Origin of the sequence: Shewanella sp. OMA3-2 (assembly GCF_021513195.1) — a bacterium.
Classification (GTDB): Bacteria; Pseudomonadota; Gammaproteobacteria; order Enterobacterales; family Shewanellaceae; genus Shewanella.
Window position 1 is genome coordinate 2118742 of sequence record NZ_CP090974.1, and the last position, 20120, is coordinate 2138861.

Genomic DNA, 20120 nt, shown 5'->3' on the forward strand with positions numbered 1-20120 from the left:
AGGTACTTGCTCTGTTGGTGCTGAAGGTTTAATCACTGTATCGATATTATGTAATCCGTTATCCATAGGGCTATGCCGCTTGAGTTTGCGCATTTTTACGGTCTAATAGGTTACGTATATTAGATTGTGATGCCATTGACATGTATATCGCCTGTAAGTAACCCTGTTGATGCAATGTCGCTAACACATCTGCACCAAGTTGATTTAATTTATCTTCATTAATGGTATAAAAACCAATCATTTGATGTTTTTCACCATTGTCTAATTCAATATCTAAGGTGAATGACTCCAGTAAATCATGTTCGAGTAATACTGCCGTAAAAGAGGTGTTATCGTTGAGCCCTTGATGTAGGGCTGCAAGCATATCGCCGACTTCATCCAAATAATCGGTATTGCCACCAAAAGGGTGGAATACTGCTTCGCCTTCAGTGGTGCTGACTCTTGGGTTATCTAAATCGACGTGAATGACATGCTGTTGCTGCTCAATACCATCTTCTTGCACCATTTGCTTACCAATAAGAAATGGTTGACGACGAACGGCCAGTGGCACATACGAGGCGTCCCAATCTTGGCCTGATAAGAACAAATTTTGTTCATTCTGAAAACCAAATAAGGCCACAGAGTTAAATTGACCCGTAGCGGGATCTTTTTGGAAAAAAATGGGGTAGTGGGCTTGAATGCTTCTAAATTCGAGCGGGAAAGTCACCGAGTACCATAGATTGTCACCATACTTGGCCGAGCGCTGGGTAATGATTTTAAGATCTTTGTGGTCGACACTGTTAAGTAATACATGTTGGGCCATGTTGCTGTCCTATTTTTATTGTATTCAGCTGTATCTTATTTAAGTTTTTTGAGTCAATTCTGATTCATCAAAGGTTTAATTTATCTAAGAGTGTTATTTTTAGACGTACAATCTTAGAGTGATGCTATCAGCTTTGATTGGTAATACTCACAGGTCAATATACTCAATCAAACACCTAATCGATTGTGTTGTTTACAATTCATGAAAATGTAAGCCTTTCAAGTGTTAATTTAATTGGTATTAAAGTCAAAAAAATTGGCAATATCCCTATTGCCGAGTTTTATAATCCTTATAAAGGAAAAGGCGAGGTTACCGTCGCCGCAAACGACCAAAAAGGGAAATAAGCTCATCCAATTAGACCGTATTGAATGAGCTATTACTTAGAAAGTGTAACGTGCACCTATGCCATAACGTGCACCTGTTTGGGTGTAGTTTAGAACTTGTTCTGTGGCTCGACCATGAACACGTGTTGACTCATTAGTGATATTTAAGCCTTCAAAGAAAACCGTTAAGCCTTCAACTTGCTCAATATCATAACCAATACTGAAGTCGATTTGTGAGTAAGCCTCTGTGTACTGCGGGTTAGCGCCAGTACCGTTACCCGTTGCATTTAAGAACTCATCACGCCAGTTCCAGGCAACACGGGCTGTCACGCCATAGTTTTCATACATAGCCACTAGGTTAGCTGTGTCACTGATGCCCACTTCGACATTTTGTGGAGCATCACCAGGACGATTTAAGTTGCTGTTGTCATAGCTATCGCCTGCGTTAACTAACGTGTAGTTAGCCTGCACACCAATACCTGATTCACCGAAGAAGTGCTGTACGGCAAACTCCCAGCCATCAATCACAGAGCTTTCACTGTCATTTGTTGGTTGATTAATTAGAAATATCAGCTCGTCATCACCCGCATTACCGGTGATTTCAATATTGCCGTTAGCAGGGTTAATGGTCACATTCGGATCAGTTGCGCCGTAATTGTCATAAATCCACTGACGTTGTTGTACTGCCGTGGTTTGACCCGCTGCAATGGCTTGATCAACATAAGCACTGTGTGAAGGGTCTGCAATATTGTAAATAGTAGACTCAACTACACCGTTATCGATAAAGTTAGTGACATCTTTACGGAAGTAGCCCATTGACACATAACTGCCTTGGTCGAAATACCACTCAGCAGATAAATCATAGTTAGTTGACTCTAAAGGCAACAATCCAGGGTTACCACTTGTGCCACTACCACCGCCACGGTTAGCTAATGTACCTATGACCGTACCACCTTGAATAGAGGTGTAATCAGGGCGACCAATGGTTTCGCTGTAGGCTGCACGAACGTACACATCCTCTACCACTTCAATATTGAAGTTAACACTCGGTAAAAAGTAGTCATATTCGCCGGTTTGAGTTTGGAATACGCGCTCACCCGATGAATTAATCGCAATTTCGGTTTCAGCAATCCAGGTTGCACTGTCATAACCCGATACCGCAGAGGTTGATTCCACATCAGTTTGCTCATATCTAACACCTAAGTGAACATCAAACGGCATATTGGCCATTTCACCGAAGTAGTTATATTGTAAGTAAGCTGATTGTGACTGCTCTTGAGTGAAGCGGTCGGTGTCACTAGCATAATCAGTAGATGGGCAGAAACCGTTACCACAATCACCCATTGCACTTGAGGCATACAGTTCTGCTGCACGAGCGCGAACCGCTTCAAAGTCCCAGAGGAAAATGGTGTTTAATGGATCAGTTGAGGCAGTACCTTGGTAGTTAGAAAAAGTCCCTTTTGAACCATCAAATTTATCTTGAACAGTATCAGCCAGGAACCATGCAGCGTCTAAATCACCCGCTGAACCAATTCCGCCCCAGTCATTACGTTGTACGTTTACAGATTGAGAGTGGTTATTGACATCGGTTGCTGCAATACCAAAATCGATGCTACCGGCATCTTCTAAATCATAACTACCAGAAATTTGCAGTTGTTCGATTTCAGAGCGGTTAACCGCGTTACCAAACACTGACCCAGTGACGCGCATATCTTCAGCACGAACATTGTTACCATTACCGACAGCCAATACGGGTACTTCACCGCTAAAGTCCGTTGCAGCACTGGTACGGATAAAAGCTGCAGTGCTTAAATTACTGTTGCTGCCATTAGGACTGTTTGGGGTACGCTCTGCGTATGAGTCATGGTAATCGACTTCAAATAATAATTTTTCAGTCGCATCCCATTCAACATTAAATCCTAAAGAGCCGCTTTGATCGCGAGTACCGAAATCGCCAGCAGCCATAGACAAGTCAGCGCCGCCGTCTGGGTAGGTTTCAGAGTAAACCAGTGGTGATGAAACTGGGCCGTCAGACCAAGTGCTTTCTTGGGTTGGCACAAAGTTAAACCATGCTGACACGTCATGTGATTGAGTATCAACATCGTTTTGCATGTAATTATAGTCAAGGGTAGCACGCACAGAATCAATAGGCTGGTACTGAAGAACTAACTGACCATTGGTACGGCTACGTTGTTGTTCTTCAAAGCGGTAAATGGTGGTTTGTGGTACAGAATAAACGTCATTGTCGCCTGGGCGGTTAATTTGGTTGGCATCTTTTGGAACGCCGCCCCATTCAGGGTTTGCTCCAGGTGAACCGCTCCAGTCCTGGTCAACACTGCCAGGAAAACTACGCCAGCCAGTACCGACTTGCGCTTGCTGATTACCACTTTCGCGGTCTTGGTAGCTACCAGAAATTAAAATACCAAATTTATCATCAGCAAATGTATTTGAATAAAGACCAGATAATTCAGGGGTAACTGAGCCATTGTCAGTTGATGTATCGTCAACGGCTTTAACCCCAAAAGAAGCTTTTTGTCCTGGAGCGCTAAGTGGGCGCTGGGTTAATACATTGATTGTTGCACCAATACCGCCGGTTGAGTTTTTAGCTTGGCTTGTTTTTTCAACTTCAACAGCACTGATTGATTCAGAGGCTACGTTAGCAAAGTCAAATGAACGCGAACCTGTAGTGGTGGGCATTTGACGGTTATTTAAGGTCACTAAGTTACGATCAGGACCGAAACCACGTACCGTGACCTTACTGCCTTCACCATTGCTTCTGTCAATAGAAACACCTGTGATACGTTGTAACGATTCGGCTAAGTTAGAATCAGGAAACTTACCTATGTCTTCGGCGTTAATGGCATCGACAATACCATTTGAGCTGCGTTTCAAATCCATCGATTTGATTAAACTGCCACGAATGCCGCTAACCTGAATCACTTCAATGTTTTCTTCACTGGCTTCATCAGCAGCGTGAGCTGGCATCATTGAACCGAGACCAAGCACAAGCGATAGGCTTGTTGCGAGCTTAGTTTTGGTAAATGTTCTTGTTTTCATCTAGGAAATCCCCATTGACTAGATTTTACTATTTTAATAGTTCACCCATAAAAAAGTGCAAACCGATTTGTAATTCTCCATTAGCGTCACAGTGTTGTTAATAATGATGTAAGCGCTTACATAAAACTAGATTAATTTATAACCTGAGTCAATATAAATGCTGATAAAAAATCAACATTTCATTAACTTTAGCGGAAATAAAATGGGAGGTTAACTGTAATTTATTGTATTTGTTGGATAAGTCTATTTGATGCGTAAGTGTTAAATATGTAAGCGCTTTCTTTTTGGGGTGGGAAAAGTACATCATTATAGGCTTAAATATTATTCCATACCCACTCAGTGACGAATAGGTATTGGGTATTGGGTGTATGGGGTTGATTCAAAAGTTGATTTAAAGCGGTAACTTGATTAGCCAATTGCTGCTGCTGAGTCTCTAACAAACAGTTCAGGTGAAAAAGAACAGTCGACAATCACTTTGTCATTTTTATACACATTTTGTAAAATCCAAAAAGCGGCCATTTTTCCCATTTCATCAATAGGGTTACTAATGGTGGTCAGTTTTGGCGAAATGTACTTAGGGAAAGGGGTGTTATCGTAACCAATGAATGAGATATCTTCAGGTACGCGGATACCCTGATCTAAACAAACTGCAATAGCGCCAGATGCCATTTGATCACTGGCGCACACCACAGCGGTAATGTTTTTATTTAAACTGAGTAAGTGCGTCATGCCATCGCTGCCACCAAATTCACGGAAGTTTCCCTCAAAACATAAAGCAGGATCGAATATCACCTTATGTTCTGATAGGGCTCTTTGGTGACCTTGGAGTCTGTCTCTGGCGTCTCGTTTGTACATGGGGCCAGAAATATAGGCGATATCTTTATGGCCCAAAGATAGAATGTATTCGGTTGCTAAGTAACCACCACGTTCATTTTCTAAATAAATACAATTGTCTTTCAATGCTTCAATATAGCGGTTTATCAATACGATAGGGGTTTTTTGTTTATACAGTTCGATGAGGTATTCATCGGAAACCGCTTCGACATCTAAAATCAGTGCATCACATCCGCGACTTAATAAAAATTCGACACCGTCTTTCTCTTGCGCTTCATCCGCATGGCCTGCTGCAATGATAACGTGCTTATTCGCGCTGCGCAGTGCCGTTTCAATTTCGGTCATCATTGGGCCATAAAATGGGCCATCAAGTTGCGATACCAATACCCCGACACTGTTAGAGCAATTAGAAGCAAGTGATTGGGCAATAGTGTTTGGGCGATAGCCTAATGATGCCATGGCATCTAGCACTTTTTGGCGAGTTTTATCACTGACTTTGGTGTTGTTGTTCATCACTCGCGATACGGTCGCGAGTGACACACCTGCCAGTATTGAAACGTCGTAAATAGTTGCCATATTTTTGCTTGCTTCTTATATAAATGGGTTGAAAACCGCAAAAGATTAGCATGGTTTATGTTAAATTTAAAAATCAAACCAATAAAAACGAATAATTATCAATCTTTGTTATAAAAAGCAGAGGGTTAAATACTCGTTTTATTTATTCAGCTGCAAATTAATTTCATCCACCTTGGCGGAGTCTAATGTATACCAACGCATGACAACTGCGACGGCAATAGAACCAAGTGCAGGAAAAATAGTGAACGACAGTAATATACCCTTTAAGGTTTCTGGTGTTTGAGCGGTATCAGCTTGATAACCATAACCTGACAATAACCAACCTGCCGCCGCGCCGCCAACCGCGACCCCTAGCTTGATGAAGAAAATAATTGATGAGTAAATCATCCCTGTAATTCTGACGCCGGTTTTATATTGTCCATAATCAACAGCATCTGCCATTTTAGCCCATAAAAGAGGGGTGGCCATGTTGAAGGTAAAACCCCACACAATAAACATGGCAAAGGCCAGTATCGGTTGCTCCGCGGTAACAAAGTAGCTGGCAATACACAATGCGGCCGCAATAATCTGTAAGCTTATATAGGCTTTTACTTTACAAACTTTTCTGGCTAGTGGTTCTGCTAACATACAACCAAAAATATTACCTAGCATACCTAGAGTAATAAATAAGGTAATAGAATCAGGCATATTCAAAAAATATTTAACATAATAAATGGCTAGGCTGGTTCTAAGCACCATACCTGAAAGCAAACATACTGCTGCAATTGACAGGATGCGCCATTGATCATTTTGTAATAAATTGGCTAAATCTTGTTTAAAGCTAGATTGCTGATCAACAGGCGGATGTAAACGTTCTTTAGTGCCCCAAAAACAGGTTAAAAACATCGCCACGCCTAAAATGCTCATCGCAGCAATAGTCAGTTGATACCCTTTAGCTTGATCGCCTTGACCTAAAAAATCGACCAGAGGTAAGGTTAAACCAGATACAAGTAGGCCGCCTAACATAGCAAAAACAAAGCGATATGATTGTACCGACACGCGCTCTTTGGGATCGGCGGTTAACACGCCACCTAAGGCGCAATAAGGAATGTTGATGGCGGTATAGACCATCATTAATGCTGTGTAGGTTACAAAGGCGTAAATCATTTTGCCATCTTCAGATAAATCGGGCGTGGTAAACGCCAGCACACTGATCACCCCAAATGGCAGGGCAAACCAAAGTAAATAGGGGCGAAACTTACCCCATTTTGTGTTGGTTCGGTCGGCTAATGCGCCCATTAATGGATCGGTTATCGCATCAATTAAGCGAACGGCCAGAAACATGGTGCCCACAAATGCAGGCGATATACCAAATATGTCGGTATAAAAAAACGTTAAAAATAACATTACGGTTTGAAACACAATATTACTGGCAGTGTCACCTAATCCGTAGGCAATTTTTTCTTTTATGCTGATCATTCTAGCCTCTTATTATTCTGATTCTTGACTATGTTAGCGATGATATTAGTAACAAACTCTAGCGACAACTAATTAGGTCGCGATAAGCTTTACCGCTCGCTTTTATGGTACGTTGTTGGGTTTGATAATCAACATATACAATGCCGAAACGTTTTAAATACCCCTCAGCCCATTCGAAATTATCCATTAGGCTCCAAGCAAAATAACCGACTACGTTAACACCCTGTGTGATGGCATTATTAACCGCGTTAAGGTGGGACTGATAATAGTCGATACGATCGTTATCCATCACCTGGCCGTCAATTAACTTGTCAGGCATAGCAGCGCCATTTTCGGTGATATAAATAGGCGGTAACGGGTATGTTTGACTCAATGAGACTAATAAGTCGGTAAAGGCTTGTGGATATACTTCCCAGCCCATATCTGTTTTTGGAACATTGATCATATCAACTTGGGCATAAATGGTCTCTGGATGGGCCTGGTACACCGCGCGCGTATAAAAATTAATCCCTAAAAAGTCGATTTTTTGCGCAATAATATCAAAGTCACCTTCTTCAACAACAGGGCGATCATCACTGGATAAATCCTCAATAATATCTGGGTAGCATTTATCAAAAAGCGGCTTGATATACCATTGGTTCATATACTCATCGGCTTTTTTAGCGGCATTAATATCAGCGATATTATATGAATGTGGGTAACAAGGGGTAAAGTTGAGCACAATGCCATTAAGAGTATGAGGCGTTTGTTTTTGCAGTACTTGCATGCCCAAACCGTGTGCTAACAATATATGATGTGCTGCCTGGCGGCCATAAGCCACTTTGGCTTTTCCTGGCGCATGTATGCCGACTTCATAGCCCAAGAATGCACTGCAAAAAGGCTCATTAAAGGTGGCGTATGAATGCACTCTGTCACCCAAAGCGGTGACGATTTTACTAACATAGTCTTGAAACAAGTACGCTGTTTGGCGATTCAACCAGCCACCATTGTCTTCTATATGCTGTGGTAAGTCCCAGTGATATAAGGTGACATAAGGTTTGATACCTTTGGCAATTAAGCCATCTAATAGGTGAATGTAGAAGTCGGCACCTTCTTGATTAAGGCTACCGTCTTGCTTTATGACTCGCGGCCATGAAATGGATAAACGATAAGCATCAACACCCAGTGATTCAATAAGTTCTACATCTTGTTGCCATAAGGTGACATGTTCACAGGCTTGTTTTCCATCAGAGCCATCACGAATTTTACCCGGCGTGGCACAAAATGTATCCCAAATAGACGGTAAACGATTCTGCGCGCTGCCTTCTATTTGAAATGACGCGGTAGCCACTCCAAATGTAAAATCCTTAGAAAGCATAGGTGATGCAGCTGGTAAGGTTATTTTCATATTTCTATTCACTTAGGTTTGTTTGAATTGACTCATGTCACATTTGAATTTAGCAATGTTATGTTGCGGTGATATTTGACAAGTAAAAACCATTTTTAAGTGCATTCGCACTCGGTTTCGGTTTGGCTTTACTGTTTAGCCAATCACGTCATAAATTGTTTAGTTTGCATCAAAAATCGTTGACATCGGTTATCGTTATGTTAAAAATGAAAGCGCTTACATTGAGGTTAGTGATTAATTAACTAAACGTCAACACAAGTTTTGAATGTCAAAGCGCGATTAGGTGTTTTGCACACGCTTTGTAAATAAACATATAACTATAAATGGATGGAAACATATGGCTGGGGCAACTTTTGATGCATCAACTCAATCTTCTGTGGTTAATGGTGTACCGCACCAACCAGGGAATTATCGTTTTGCGTTAATAGCATTAACGTCGTTATTTTTTATGTGGGGATTTTTAACCTGTTTGAATGACATCCTCATTCCATATTTAAAAAACATGTTTGATTTAAGTTATACCCAAGCCATGTTGGTGCAGTTTTGTTTCTTCGGTGCCTATTTTATTGTGTCTATTCCAGCGGGTAATTTAGTCGGTAAAATTGGTTATCAAAAAGGGATTGTTACCGGACTAATTATTGCTTGTATTGGTTGTTTACTGTTTTATCCTTCTGCCAGTTTGGCTTCTTATGATATGTTTTTGTTCGCTTTTTTTGTTTTGGCTTCGGGTATCACTATTTTACAGGTATCAGCTAACCCCTATGTCAGTACTTTAGGGCCGGCCAGTACGGCGTCATCACGCTTAACCATGACCCAAGCCTTTAATTCATTGGGGACAACCGTTGCGCCATTCTTTGGCAGTTGGTTAATTCTATCTACCATTGAACACCCCGATTCGGTTACTGAGTTAGATCAAGCTATTGCCACGTTAACGGTTGCTGAGCAAGCCAGCACAGTGCAACTGCCGTATCTTATTCTCGCGGCTGCATTATTTCTGCTAGCGACTGTTTTTATGTTTTTAAAACTCCCTTTACTCGGTAAAAAAGATCCAAACAAAAGTCATCAAACTGATTCTGATTCTGGTAGTGCGTGGCGTTATCCACATTTAGTCTTAGGCGCGGTGGGCATTTTTGTCTACGTCGGCGCTGAGGTCGGCATTGGCAGCTTTTTGATTAACTTTTTAACCCAAGATGACATTGGCGGATTAACCGAGTCACAAGCTGCTAAATACATAGCTTATTATTTTGGTGGCGCTATGGTTGGACGCTTTATTGGCGCCTTAGTCATGCAGAAAATTAACGCTGGGAAAGTGTTAGCGTTCAATGCTGTATTTGCCTGTTTACTGGTTGCTACAGCGATATTCTCCCAAGGCACAACCGCTATGTGGGCCTTATTGTTAGTCGGGCTATGTAACTCAATTATGTTCCCGACAATATTTAGCTTAGCGTTACAGGATTTAAAACAATATACCAGCCAGGGCTCAGGTATTTTATGTTTAGCCATTGTCGGTGGCGCTGTAGTGCCATTATTACAAGGGATGTTGGCCGATTCATTTGGGATTCAATTCGCGTTTGTGTTGCCACTACTTTGTTATGGTTTTATCGGTTATTACGGATTAATTGGCTGCAATGCTAAACGTCCAAACGAGTCAATTTAAAGGATCTTAAAATGTTATTGAAGACGATAAAATATGCACGTGCGGCTGGTGATAACTTTCCAAATACTCGTGCTTTTCTGAAAGGTTCAGTATTAACCGTTGCTGTTGTGGGCTTAATGGGATGCCAGCCAAAGGCTGTGATTGAGAAGGTGGATGCTGAAGCTGTAATTGATACTAAGCCATTGCCACTCAAAGATATTGGCCTTTGGCCACAGCAAGCTCCGGCAATTGCTGTTGACCCCGCATTAGAAGACAAAATAGCTAAATTATTAATGACCATGACACTTGAACAAAAAGTGGCGCAAATGATCCAACCTGAAATTCGCGATATTACAGTTGAAGATATGCGCAAATATGGTTTTGGCTCATACCTTAATGGCGGCGGGGCTTATCCTAATAACGACAAGCATGCTACGCCAGCAGACTGGATTAAGTTAGCTGAAGACTTCTATCAAGCGTCAATAGATGATTCTGTTGATGGCATCGCTATTCCGACAATGTGGGGAACCGATGCAGTACATGGCCATAACAACGTGATTGGTGCGACGTTGTTTCCACATAATATTGGCTTAGGTGCAGCAGATAATCCTGCGTTAATTGAAAAAATTGCCGCAATTACGGCTAAAGAAGTCATGGTTACCGGGATTGATTGGGTGTTTGCCCCTACTGTGGCAGTGGTACGTGATGACAGATGGGGTCGCACATATGAGGGGTATTCAGAAGACCCGCGTATTGTTAGGGACTATGCATTTGCGATAGTTGAAGGCTTGCAAGGCGCAGTTAATAATGACTTTTTAAGTGATCAACATGTGTTATCAACAGTAAAACATTTTATTGGTGACGGCGGCACCGAAAAGGGCATAGATCAGGGCGATAATATCGCGTCTGAGCAAGATTTATATGCAATTCATGCCCAAGGTTATGTTGGCGGTTTATCTGCAGGTGCTCAATCTGTTATGGCCTCATTTAACAGTTGGCATGGCGATAAAATCCACGGTAATCAATATTTGCTCACCGATGTGCTTAAAGGTCGTTTTGGTTTTGACGGTTTTGTGGTGGGTGATTGGAATGGTCATGGACAAATACCAGGCTGTACCAATGAGTCATGTGCCCAGGCAGCTAATGCTGGACTTGATATATTTATGGTGCCAACCGCGGCGTGGAAACCTTTGTACCAAAACACCATTGAGCAAGTTAACCGTGGTGAAATTGCCCAATCTAGAATCGATGATGCAGTGACGCGTATTTTACGGGTTAAATTTCGTGCGGGATTATTTGATAAACCTAGCCCTGCGAATAGACCGCTTTCGGGTAAAACCGAGTTAATTGGTCAAGCAAGTCACCGTGATGTTGCAAGGCAAGCGGTGCGTGAATCGCTAGTGTTGCTTAAAAACAACCAAAACGTATTGCCATTATCACCTAAGTTAACGGTATTAGTAGCAGGCGATGCCGCTGATAATATCGGCAAGCAGTCAGGTGGCTGGACGATTACTTGGCAAGGTACAGATAATCAAAATAGTGATTTTCCTGGCGCTACATCGATTTTTACTGGGATTGAACATGTCGTAAAGCAAGCTGGTGGCCAAGCGATATTAGCGGCTAATGGTGAGTTTGAGTCAGCTAAAAAACCGGACGTGGCCATTGTGGTGTTTGGTGAAGAGCCATATGCCGAAGGTAATGGTGACATTGATAATCTAGAATACCAACGTGGTGATAAACGAGACTTAGCATTACTTAAAAAGCTTAAAGCACAGGGTATTCCTGTGGTATCAGTGTTTATCAGCGGCCGACCAATGTGGGTTAATGCTGAGTTAAATCAGTCTGATGCTTTTGTAGCAGCTTGGTTACCTGGTTCTGAGGGTAATGGGGTTGCCGATGTATTGTTTACTGATGTCGACGGTCAAGTTAAACATGACTTTGTGGGTAAACTATCATTTTCATGGCCGGCTAATCCGCAACAAACGCGCGTGAATGTACCTTTAGATAAAGTGACTAATAAAAGCACTCTAGCTGAGTCAAATGCAGACTATCAACCGCTTATTCCCTACGGCTACGGCTTACACTATCAATCTGTATCAACAGATATGATAAGTTTAGATAACTTGTCTGAAGATAATTTGTCAGCAACTCAGGCGCTTGAAGACTTAGCTTTATTTGAACGCGCCGTTAAATCGCCTTGGTCAATGTTTATTGCCACAACAACTCAACGCGATGGCTTAAGCAGCAGTGTTGCCAGCAATGGTGCGCTTAATATTCGTACCATGGACAGAGTGGTGCAAGAAGACGCTCGTTTAGTTAAATTTAATGGCACTGAATTAGGAACCGTCGGCTTATTGAGTAACTTCCCAAGAGATTTTCGAGCGTACAGTAATACTGACTCGGCTTTGTCGCTCAGTATTAAAGTCGATAGCGCGTTAACTCAACCTTTGTGGCTGGGTATGGCGTGCGAAGGCGATTGTCGTCCTCAGTATGATATTAGCAAGCAAGTTAGCGCCGGCGAGTGGAAAAATATCAGTGTGGCGTTAAATTGTTTTGCTACTGAGTCAATGGATTTTGCCAAAATAGTATCGCCTTTTTTCCTAGCGACAGCCGCCAAGGTTGAACTGAGTTTTAGTGATGTCATTATTCAGGCAAGTCATCAACCAATGACAATTCAATGTCATTAATCATTCAATCACTGTGGGCTAGGCTTGACGATTTTAGTAAACCTAGCCCAAAGCTTTGATGCAGGCTAAAGACCTATAAACGAAAGTGAGTGTCGAAGGTGAGTGCGATGATATTTCAAGAGTTTGTATTGAATACGAATGCAGAAGCGCACTGTTTTCTATGCCTGAGTGAATGCTTAGCTTAGTATCAAGTGCAAGTTAGTTGTTTTTGATAGAAGTACAATCAAATAGTTATAAATCAATCACCTTAATAATGGCATAATATGCCATATTGAGCGTTTTTGTGAACCAAATGTTTTGTTAAGGAATTGATTTGTCTGATTTTGTATTTTCTCAAGCTGAGTTGCAGCGCATAGTGACTATTGCCAAGCAAGCAGGCAATGCCATCATGGATATATATGCCCAACCCGACTTGCAGGTCGAGATTAAGCAGGATGATAGCCCAGTAACGGCTGCAGATATAGCCAGTCATAATGTGATTATTAAAGGGCTAAAAACCTATTTTGCCGATATTGCCATCATGAGTGAAGAAGATGCCAATATTGACTGGAACACCCGCAAAAACTGGCAGACTTATTGGTTAATCGACCCGCTAGATGGCACCAAAGAGTTTATAAAACGTAATGGTGAGTTTACGGTCAACATAGCCTTAATCCATCAAGGACAAGCAATAGCAGGTGTGGTTTATGCGCCTGTTTTAAGCAAATGTTATAGCGGGATAGTCGGCCAAGGGGCCTGGCTTGAACATAATGACCAAGTGTCTTTATTAGATATTAGCCAGCGTTGCATTACGCCTATACCGGTTATTGTGGGCAGTCGCTCACATGTTAGCCCTGATGTGGCTGAATATTTACGTACTGTAGGCGAGCATCAAATGCTCAGCGTGGGCAGCTCGCTAAAGTTTTGTATGGTCGCTGAAGGTCAAGCTGATGTGTATCCAAGACTTGGGCCAACCAGCGAGTGGGACACAGCTGCAGCACAGGCCGTATTAGAAAGTGCTGGCGGCGTCGTGGTTGAATATCCTGCGTTAACCCCGTTACAGTACAACCCAAAAGAGAATATTTTAAACCCGTATTTTATTGCCGCATCAGCGGCATGGATGGCACGTTAATAGATAAATAAATCATTTACGTCAGCCTGATATGACACCCGAATTAATAATAATTACATGGAGAGACAAGATATGATGCGCATGGGCGTCGACCTTGGTGGGACTAAAATTGAATTAGTGGCGTTGGCTGACAACGGTGATGAGTTATTTCGTAAACGCATTCCTACCCCACGAAACTATCCTGATACCTTAGATGCGATTATCAGTTTAGTGAACGAAGCTGAATCGACATTGGACCAAAAAGGGTCTGTCGGTGTAGGAATTCCAGGGGTTATTTCGCCATTTACTGGCTTAGTTAAAAATTCTAATTCAACTTGGATTAATGGTCATCCGTTAGACAAAGATTTAGGGGCTCGGTTAGCACGTGAAGTACGTGTTGCCAATGATGCAAACTGCTTTGCGGTATCTGAAGCCGTAGATGGCGCGGCATCAGGTAAAGGCGTGGTATTTGGTGGTATTATTGGTACAGGTTGCGGTGCAGGCATTGCCATTAATGGCCGAGTGCATGCGGGCGGCAATGGCATTGGCGGCGAATGGGGGCATAACCCATTACCTTGGATGACAGCAGAGGAGCATCATTCAACAGACTGTTTTTGTGGCAATAAAGATTGCATTGAAACTTTTATATCAGGCACTGGGTTTGTGCGTGATTTTCGCGCGGCTGGCGGTGAAGCTACCAGTGGCATTCAAATTGCCCAAATGATGGCTGAAGGTGATGAGTTTGCTAAACAAGCTTTTGAGCGTTTTATTGACCGTTTAGCCCGTTCATTGGCGCATGTGATCAACATGATGGACCCTGATGTGATAGTTTTAGGTGGCGGTGTGTCTAATATCGACGCGATCTATACAGAGCTACCTAAAGTGTTACCTCAATATGTTGTCGGCCGTGAGTGTCGTACGCCTGTGGTTAAAAACCTATTTGGGGCTTCATCGGGTGTGCGCGGCGCAGCTTGGTTATGGGGTAAATAATCTCGTTACTTCCAACCGATTTGCTCGAAAATGCCATTGAAAAATTCAATGGCATTTTTAGTGTTAATGCTAGCCAGTAACCTTACTGGGCCCTGAGTCCCTAAAATTGGTTTCGCTAATTTGACTGTTAATCGTTACACTATTGCGATTATTGTCAATTGGACAGCTGTTGAATGTTTTGGCTTAAAAAAATCATCTCGCAATTATTCTTGCCTATCCCGCTTACAGTGTTATTTATTTTACTCACTTTGTTATTAATGACATTTGCGGCCTCAAAATTAAAGTCGCTGGCAACGTTAAGCTTACTGGCCGCGGTAATGCTACTGGTTGGCTTAAGCCAATCTGATAGCAGTTATTATTTAGCGAATTCATTAGAGTCTCAATATCCGATAAACTCTGCGCCAATTCCCCCTAGCCAGCAATGCGTGGTGATGGTATTAGGTTCAGGACACAGTGACAAAGCAGGCCTAACCGCAGTGCATAAATTATCAGCTGTTGCCTTAGGGCGCTTAACCGAAGGCATGCGTCAGTTAGCTATGGGGCAAAATTGTCAATTAGTGGTCAGTGGCTGGAATGGCGGTTATATGTCAACCGCACACGCGACCATAATGAAGCAAGCTGCCATTGAGCTAGGGGTAAAACCCGACACGATTATTAGCTTTCCTGAAGCTAAAGATACTATTGAAGAAGCCATGTTTTTATATCGTGTTGTTGGTCAACAACCATTTAGATTAGTTACTTCGGCAACTCACATGCCGCGTTCTATGATGATATTTAGCGCATTAGGAATGCAACCCCAAGCGGCCCCTGGGGACTTTATTGCCGAAAAAGGTTTGTGGTGGCGCCTTGATGCTAGCAATTTATTGACCTCTCAAAAAAGTATTCATGAATATGTGGGTATGTTATGGCTCAGTATCAGAGGGGTGTCGGCTGATCAAATGGTCAATCAGCTGTCACTTGATAAGGAATTGGATTAAATGAGCCAAGCTTTAGCGATATACCCGCATACCAAACGTAATGGGTTAACGTTTACCTTGGCGGGTGCGACAGGATTGTTAATTAGCTTTGTGCTATTTATTCAATACACTAGCTTATTCTCATTTTCATTACTGTTGTTTGGTGGCTCAAGTGTGAGTTTGTTACTGGGTGTGGCTAAACTAAATGAGCCTTTGATAAGTTTACAGCTAAATGGAAAAGGACTGACGTATTTTCATCGTCGTGGCCAAGTGACGCTGGAATGGCTCAATCTGCAGCGCATCGATAATGTCAGAGTGACCCAAAATATGGAGCTAATAGAGCTGCCCTATATTGGTTTTAAAGTGAAAAAAATGAATCCGGTGTTAGATTCGATTTCACCTCGACTTGCCACGGGATTATTAACCGAACAGCGGCCGCTATTAATGACCGCAGCAACCCATGATGAAGACTTACACAGTTTAGAACAGTATTTAGGTGCCGAATTTAGCCCGTTTGTAAGCCATGGCGAACGTTACCGTGGTGTATTAGCTATGTTTGGCCGTAGAAGTGAAACCTTAGCTGAAAATTTAGGATTTCATTTATATGTATCACATGATGCATTAGATCGAGATCCAAAAGAGATGCTCACTTTGCTGCGTGAGTGGCAGCAACAAGCGATGCAACGAGATGTAAATCAATAGTAAACTAGCTAATGAGTAATTTGGGTTCTCGGTGTCGCTGGCCTAAAAACTGACCGCCATCAATCACTTCTAATTTTTCACTATAAGCATCACCGTCAAATAAACCGGTTGATGAAATCAGTAACTTTTGACATTGCACCGTGCCTTTTACCAGGCCTGTAATGTTGACATCCTGACATTGAATATCGCCATTCACCTCTCCACCTGCTTCGACGACAACGTTACCTTGGGTAATAATATCCCCAAGTATTTTACCGCTTATCATCACGTCGCCATTAAATCGAAAATCTCCGGTGAGTTCACAGCCTTGGGCAATAAAACTTAATTGGGTAGTGTCTTTTTTGGGATTAAACATCAGTTGCTCTTATTGTTTTTTTAACATCATTATTTGCAATAGATATTAATATAATCATTTTGACTGACATGTAAATCAAAAATCAGTATCAAGCAGGGTTAGGTTATTGCTTCAAGGTGCAGCTAATACAATGGCATCAGAAGGACAGGGTGATACACATGCGCCGCAGCCAGTGCACGCACTGGTATCAATAATTGGTTTTGGCACTTGGCCTACGGCCATAACAAAACTTATCGCCCGCGGGTCACACGCATCTTTACAGCTTTGGCACCAGACCCCACTGTAGGTTAAACAGGTTTGCTGAATACTCGCCACAATCTGCCAAGGCGTGTGTTGTTCAGTGTCGAACAAAGGTTCTTCACACGCTGTGACACATTTTTGACAAAATGTGCACTCGCCAAGACTAAAGTCAACTTCAGGGAAACCGCCATCACCTCGCTTGATAATACTGGTTTCACAGGCGTTAATGCAGTTATCACAACGAGTACAAATATCAGTAAACTCAATATCTGCTTTTACCCAAGGCGGTCTTAATGCATTACTTTTTCTACGGCTAAATAAACTGCGGCGACCTTGATTGACCGATTGACTCATTGTGACTCCTAGATTAATCCATGATTTTTTTAAAGCCTAATCGGATCAAACTTTATAGCCATTCGGATTATGCGACTGCCATTTCCAGCTGCTATTGGCCATATCTTCAATCGTATGAGTCGCACGCCAATTAAGTTGGCTGGCGGCATAGCTTGGATCTGCGTAGCAAGAGGCTATATCACCAGCGCGGCGATCGACTATTTGATAAGCTAATGTTTTACCACATGCTTTTTCAAATGCCTTAACCATATCTAATACACTATAACCAATACCTGTGCCTAGGTTATAAGTCACTAAACCTGGGCTAGTTGAGAGTTTATCTAAGGCTTTTAAATGTCCCATAGCTAAATCAACAACATGGATATAATCTCTCACGCCAGTGCCATCGGGAGTATTGTAATCACCACCAAAAACGCTCAATTTGTCACGTTTACCTACCGCAACCTGTGCAATAAATGGCATAAGATTATTGGGAATGTCGTTAGGGTCTTCGCCAATCAAGCCTGATTCATGAGCACCAACAGGGTTAAAATAGCGTAAGCAGGCAATATTCCAGCTGTTATCTGAGTGATACAAATCCGCTAAAATATGTTCAACCATCAGTTTTGATTGGCCGTAAGGATTAGTGGCTCCCGTTGGAAAGTCTTCCTTTATGGGCAAGCTGGCTGGGTCGCCGTATACAGTTGCAGATGAACTGAATACAAGGTTTTTGACATTATGTTCAGCCATTACTTGGGATAAAATAATGCTACCAGTGACATTGTTTTCATAATATTTAAGCGGTAAAGCGACAGATTCTCCTACCGCTTTTAATCCTGCAAAGTGGATTACTGAGTCGATTTCATGATCAGAGAATATTTTTTGTAACAAGGCTTTGTTGAGTACATCGCCTTGATAGAAGGTCACCGTTTTGTGGCTAATACGCTCTACACGCTTTAATGCTTCAACACTAGAATTAGATAAGTTATCTACAATAATGACTTCCTGTCCTATAGCCAATAATTCTATAACTGTGTGGGTACCAATATAGCCTGCGCCACCGGTCACTAAAATTGCCATGTTTATATCCTAAAATTGTCTAAAGTATTGAACTTGTCTTTGATGCTTATTGTAAATCAGCTGCTTAAAATTACTATAGTAAAAATCAATTTAAGCGGGTGTTATGATGATTTTTTGTGATCGTTAGCCACATTTGTCACAATTACTATCCAGTATATTACAATGATATTATTAGCTATTTTTTTGTAACATACGACTCTGTATGCTTAGGTTTACAAAAAAACAACATTGTTGACCTGACTATAAAGTGTGAGGGAGTTAACAAAATCGATGGCATAGCACAATATGAAGGAAGTGAAGTTGACGTAAAGTGGAATTAATGAGCAACGTGACAAAGTATATTTCTCATCAGCCTGATAGCCAAGGGTATATTAATTATTCTGAACAAGAGGATGATTTATGGCAGCAATTGTACCAACGCCAAATTACTAATTTACCTGGGCGAGCATGTGATGCCTATCTACAAGGTATTGAGACATTAAACATGTCTGTTGACAAAATACCTCAACTGCCCGATCTCGACCATATTTTGACTGAGTTAACCGGCTGGAAAACCGCTGCGGTGCCGGCATTAATCTCTTTTGGTAAGTTTTTTGAATTACTGGCCAGCAAACAATTTCCTGTGGCGACCTTTATTCGCACCAAAGAAGAATTTGACTATTTACAAGAACCCGATGTGTTTCACGAGGTTTTCGGTCATTGCCCTTTACTGACTAATCCTGCATTTGCTAATTTTTCGCATATGTATGGCCAATTAGGTTTAGCCGCATCAAAAGAAGATAGGGTTTTTCTAGCCCGCTTATACTGGTTTACGGTTGAATTTGGGTTAGTGCAAGCCAAAGATGGTCCATTAAACATCTATGGCGGCGGGATTTTAAGTTCCCCTGGTGAAACCTTATATGCATTAAGTGATAAACCAGAACGTCGACCTTTTGATTTATTAGATGTACTGCGAACACCGTATCGTATCGATATTATGCAACCGATATATTATGTTATCGAAAGTGTTGAATATTTGGATGAAATTTCCAAAATGGATATTATGGCTTACGTTAAGCAAGCCCGTGAACTGGGAATGTTTGAACCTAAGTTTGCCCCTAAAGTAAAAGCAAGTTAAGCCATTTTTGGCGTACTTTTTAGTGCTAGTTATTAATGATAATTAGCCATATACCTAAATAGGAGTCCTAATGACTGCACTATCTGAAATGAAATGTGAAGCGTGCCAAGCTGATGCCCCAAAAGTAACTGATGCCGAGTTAGGTGAGTTAGTGCGAATGATCCCTGATTGGGGAGTTGAAGTGCGCGATGGCGTAATGCAACTAGAGCGCGTCTATAAATTTAAAAATTTCAAATTAGCCATGGCATTTAGTAACAAGTTGGCTGATTTGGCGGAAGAAGAATTTCATCACCCAGGTATTTTTACCGAATGGGGTAAGGTTACTGTGACCTGGTGGTCACATTCAATTAAGGGCTTGCACAAAAATGACTTTATCATGGCTGCCAAGACCGACCAGTTGTTAGACTAATAACAACACTCAATAATTCAGCATGTTACGTAAACGTAAGGTGCTGAATTATTTCTCTGTTACAATTCTGCTGTAAACTTCACTTGCC

Annotated in this window: 16 protein-coding genes; 8 read left to right on the forward strand and 8 right to left on the reverse strand. The window is 41.8% G+C overall.

From position 1 onward, the window contains the following. Positions 1-70 precede the first annotated feature (70 nt). The 5 genes from L0B17_RS09350 to L0B17_RS09370 form a co-directional block, all read right to left on the reverse strand. The gene (locus L0B17_RS09350; RefSeq protein ID WP_235084307.1) at positions 71-802 is read right to left on the reverse strand and encodes a SapC family protein; all 732 of its coding nucleotides are present in this window, start codon (positions 800-802) and stop codon (positions 71-73) included. Between the two features lie 380 nt (positions 803-1182). Next, positions 1183-4182, reverse strand: coding sequence for a TonB-dependent receptor (locus L0B17_RS09355; protein ID WP_235084309.1), 3000 nt, complete (start codon positions 4180-4182; stop codon positions 1183-1185). A gap of 408 nt (positions 4183-4590) precedes the next feature. Next, positions 4591-5592: a LacI family DNA-binding transcriptional regulator gene (locus tag L0B17_RS09360; RefSeq protein ID WP_235084310.1), complete on the reverse strand. Its 1002-nt coding sequence runs from the start codon at positions 5590-5592 to the stop codon at positions 4591-4593. Positions 5593-5730: 138 nt separating this feature from the next. Continuing rightward, entirely contained in the window at positions 5731-7050 is a 1320-nt protein-coding gene (locus L0B17_RS09365) for a glycoside-pentoside-hexuronide (GPH):cation symporter (RefSeq protein WP_235084311.1), read from the reverse strand. 58 nt (positions 7051-7108) lie between these two features. Then, complete coding sequence (locus tag L0B17_RS09370; protein WP_235084315.1) at positions 7109-8437, reverse strand: GH1 family beta-glucosidase; 1329 nt, start codon at positions 8435-8437, stop codon at positions 7109-7111. A gap of 337 nt (positions 8438-8774) precedes the next feature. Here L0B17_RS09370 and fucP point away from each other — a divergent pair, with 337 nt between their 5' ends. The 6 genes from fucP to L0B17_RS09400 all read left to right on the forward strand — a co-directional run bounded on the left by fucP (position 8775) and on the right by L0B17_RS09400 (position 16498). After that, positions 8775-10094, forward strand: coding sequence for an L-fucose:H+ symporter permease (gene fucP, locus L0B17_RS09375; RefSeq protein ID WP_235084318.1), 1320 nt, complete (start codon positions 8775-8777; stop codon positions 10092-10094). Between the two features lie 11 nt (positions 10095-10105). Then, positions 10106-12760, forward strand: coding sequence for a glycoside hydrolase family 3 protein (locus L0B17_RS09380; protein ID WP_235084322.1), 2655 nt, complete (start codon positions 10106-10108; stop codon positions 12758-12760). Positions 12761-13073: 313 nt separating this feature from the next. Then, complete coding sequence (gene cysQ, locus L0B17_RS09385) at positions 13074-13871, forward strand: 3'(2'),5'-bisphosphate nucleotidase CysQ (RefSeq protein ID WP_235084323.1); 798 nt, start codon at positions 13074-13076, stop codon at positions 13869-13871. A 72-nt stretch (positions 13872-13943) separates the two neighbouring features. Next, a complete protein-coding gene (mak, locus tag L0B17_RS09390; RefSeq protein WP_235084325.1) occupies positions 13944-14840 on the forward strand; it encodes a fructokinase in 897 nt (298 codons plus the stop codon). Positions 14841-15013: 173 nt separating this feature from the next. Beyond that, on the forward strand, positions 15014-15817 hold the full coding sequence (locus L0B17_RS09395) for a YdcF family protein (protein WP_235084327.1): 804 nt from the start codon (positions 15014-15016) through the stop codon (positions 15815-15817). Then, positions 15818-16498, forward strand: a complete 681-nt coding sequence (locus L0B17_RS09400) for a DUF2982 domain-containing protein (protein WP_235084329.1) — start codon at positions 15818-15820, stop codon at positions 16496-16498. It begins immediately after the preceding gene. A 4-nt stretch (positions 16499-16502) separates the two neighbouring features. On the opposite strand, the gene L0B17_RS09405 is transcribed toward L0B17_RS09400, so the two are convergent. From L0B17_RS09405 to galE, 3 genes are all read right to left on the reverse strand, one after another. Beyond that, on the reverse strand, positions 16503-16853 hold the full coding sequence (locus tag L0B17_RS09405; RefSeq protein WP_235084331.1) for a bactofilin family protein: 351 nt from the start codon (positions 16851-16853) through the stop codon (positions 16503-16505). Positions 16854-16964: 111 nt separating this feature from the next. Then, entirely contained in the window at positions 16965-17447 is a 483-nt protein-coding gene (napF, locus tag L0B17_RS09410; RefSeq protein WP_235084332.1) for a ferredoxin-type protein NapF, read from the reverse strand. 45 nt (positions 17448-17492) lie between these two features. Further along, complete coding sequence (galE, locus tag L0B17_RS09415; protein ID WP_235084333.1) at positions 17493-18506, reverse strand: UDP-glucose 4-epimerase GalE; 1014 nt, start codon at positions 18504-18506, stop codon at positions 17493-17495. 319 nt (positions 18507-18825) lie between these two features. Here galE and phhA point away from each other — a divergent pair, with 319 nt between their 5' ends. Both phhA and L0B17_RS09425 read left to right on the forward strand, forming a co-directional pair. Then, complete coding sequence (gene phhA, locus L0B17_RS09420) at positions 18826-19623, forward strand: phenylalanine 4-monooxygenase (protein ID WP_235084334.1); 798 nt, start codon at positions 18826-18828, stop codon at positions 19621-19623. A gap of 70 nt (positions 19624-19693) precedes the next feature. Continuing rightward, positions 19694-20032: a 4a-hydroxytetrahydrobiopterin dehydratase gene (locus L0B17_RS09425; protein ID WP_226415150.1), complete on the forward strand. Its 339-nt coding sequence runs from the start codon at positions 19694-19696 to the stop codon at positions 20030-20032. Positions 20033-20120 lie beyond the last annotated feature (88 nt).